This window comes from Streptomyces himastatinicus ATCC 53653, assembly GCF_000158915.1.
Classification (GTDB): Bacteria; Actinomycetota; Actinomycetes; order Streptomycetales; family Streptomycetaceae; genus Streptomyces; species Streptomyces himastatinicus.
In genome coordinates, this window is sequence record NZ_GG657754.1 from 840944 (window position 1) to 843321 (window position 2378).

At 73.3% G+C, this 2378-nt stretch carries 2 protein-coding genes and 1 pseudogene; 1 reads left to right on the top strand and 2 read right to left on the bottom strand.

The genetic code is table 11. The features are described from left to right. A pseudogene (locus SSOG_RS54710) lies at positions 1 to 264 on the top strand (alcohol dehydrogenase); the annotation flags it as partial. Here the strand turns inward: SSOG_RS54710 and SSOG_RS02875 are convergent. Further along, entirely contained in the window at positions 155 to 1717 is a 1563-nt protein-coding gene (locus SSOG_RS02875) for an MFS transporter (RefSeq protein WP_009712702.1), read from the bottom strand. The pseudogene SSOG_RS54710 and the gene SSOG_RS02875 sit on opposite strands and share 110 nt — an antisense overlap. Beyond that, on the bottom strand, positions 1714 to 2355 hold the full coding sequence (locus SSOG_RS02880) for a TetR/AcrR family transcriptional regulator (protein WP_009712703.1): 642 nt from the start codon (positions 2353 to 2355) through the stop codon (positions 1714 to 1716). Before SSOG_RS02880 ends, SSOG_RS02875 begins: the two co-directional genes overlap by 4 nt. Between the last annotated feature and the right edge of the window lie 23 nt (positions 2356 to 2378).

The following is a 2378-nucleotide window of genomic DNA, read 5'->3' on the forward strand; positions in this document are numbered from 1 at the left end:
CCCGCCGCCGGAAACCCGATGCTCCCGATGGACCGGGTCATCGCGCTCGAACTCCAGCTGCTGGGCAGCCACGGCATGGCCGCGCACGCGTACGGGCCGATGATGGAGATGGTCGACGCCGGGACGCTGCGGCCGGACCGGCTGGTCACCGACGTCATAGGTCTGGACGCCGTACCCGAGGCGCTGTCCGCGCTGCCGTCGGCGGCGAAGGGCGGGGTGACGGTGATAGAGCCCCACCGCGCCCCGACGGGGTCGGGATGGTGATGTCGCGCATCGCGAAGACGGCCGCGAGGGCGAGGACTCCCGCGACGGCCCCGCCCCAGGCGACCGTGGAGCCGATCACCGGGGCGCTGCTCGCCGCGTCCGCGCCGTGACGGCCCATCAGGGACTGTGCGCAGGCCAGCCCGAAGGTGCCGCCGATCTGCTTGGCGAGGGCCGAGCCCGCGGTCGCCGTGCCCATGTCGGCGGCGGGTACGGAGTTCTGGGTCGCGATGGTGATGCCGCCCATCGCGGGCCCCGTACCGAGCCCGGCGATCAGTAGCCATCCGCAGATCAGCGGCGTCGGTGTCGCCGTGTCCAGGGCGAAGAACGCGGCCGTCCCGGCGGTGAGCAGTCCGGCGCCGGTCAGGAGCACCGGTTTGACGTGGCCGCTGCGCAGCAGGGCGGCGGAGGTGAGCCGGTTGCTCAGCGCCATGCCGAGCATCAGGGGCAGGAGCAGCAGCCCGGAGGTGGTCGCGGAGTGGCCCCGTACGTACTGGAAGTAGAGCGGCAGCAGGATGCCGACCGGCATCGCGGCGGCCTGGAAGAAGAACCCGCCGGTCAGCAGGGCGCTGTAGGCGCGGTGCCGGAAGAGGCGGAGCGGCAGCACGGGGACGGACGCGCGGCGCTCGACGGGAACGAGCAGGGCGAGCAGCGCCAGACCGCCGAGCAGACACCCCGCGACGGTGGGATCCGTCCAGGGCGGGGTGTGTCCGTCCGCCGGAGTGCCCTTCAGGCTCAGACCGGTCAGGGTCAGTGAGAGACCGGCCGTGAGGAGGAGGACCCCCGCTACGTCGAGCCGCCCGGACGGCACCACGGCGGGGCGGCGGTCCGGCAGGACCAGGACGAGGACGACCGCGGCGGTCAGGCCGATGGGGAGGTTGAGCCAGAACGCCCATCGCCAGCCCGCGTGGTCGGCCAGCAGACCGCCGACGATCGGGCCGCCGACCAGGCCGAGCACCAGCATCGTGCCCATAGCCGTCTGCATGCGGATCAAACCCTCCGTGCGGGAGGGCGGGTTGAGGTCGCGGATCAGGGCCATGCCGAGGGTGAGCAGGGCCCCTGCACCCAGCCCCTGCCCGGCGCGGCAGACGATCAGCGCTTCCATGGAACCGGCGAGGCTACAGGCGAGGGAGCCCGCCAGGAACAGGGCGAGTCCGCTCAGCAGCAGTCGGCGGCGGCCGTACAGGTCGGAGAAGCGGCCGTAGACGGGCACGCTGATCGAGGAGGTCAGCAGATAGGCGGTGACGAGCCAGACGTACCAGCTGTCGCTGCCACTGCCACTGCCACTGCCACTGCCGCCGATCTGCTCGACGATGCGGGGCAGGGCGGTGCCGACCACGGTGCCGTCGAGCATGGCCAGGAAGGCGCACGCCAGCAGGGACAGGGTGATCAGGGTCCGGCGGCGGGACGTGAGGTGCGCATACCCGTCGTGCGCAGACCCGTCCGATGCGGTCACCGGCCCTCCCCCGACCCCGGCCCGCTGAGCGCGCCGTGCAGGAAGAGGTCCACCAGTTCGTCGGTGGTCAGCGGGTCGTTCACGCCCGACCGCCCGGCGAACATCAGCAGCAACTGGAAAGAGTCCGCGAGCCGTTCGGGGGCGAGCCGCAGGCTCTCCCGGTCCGGCTCCAGCAGGGCGGCCAGCGCCGCGCGGGGCGCGGCGAGCCCCGCTTCGCGGTCCGGCAGCCCGCCGCCCTCGGCCGACGCGCCGGGCGGCCTGCGCTCCAGTCGGCCGGTCGCGGCGAGCGCTCCGACGACGGCGCCGATACGGGCCATGTGCCCGCGCATCACCTCGGCCGCCTCGGTGAGCCGGGCGTCAAGCGGCTGGTCCAGGTCGATCGCCTCCAGATGGGCGACGGCGTCGTCGGGGCGCGTGGCCTCGGCCACGCAGGCGGCGATCAGGGTGTCCTTGTCGGGGAAGACACGGAAGATCGTGCCCTCCCCGATGCCCGCGGCGCGGGCGATCTTCGCGGTGGTCACGGCGGCGCCGTATTCGACGACCAGGGGAAGCGCCGCGGCGACGATCATCTTGCGGCGCTGGTCGGGGTCCATGGCGGGCGCACGGCGCCGGGGCGGCGTGGGAGAGGTCTCGGTCATACCTCGAAGAGTACGGAGTGAGC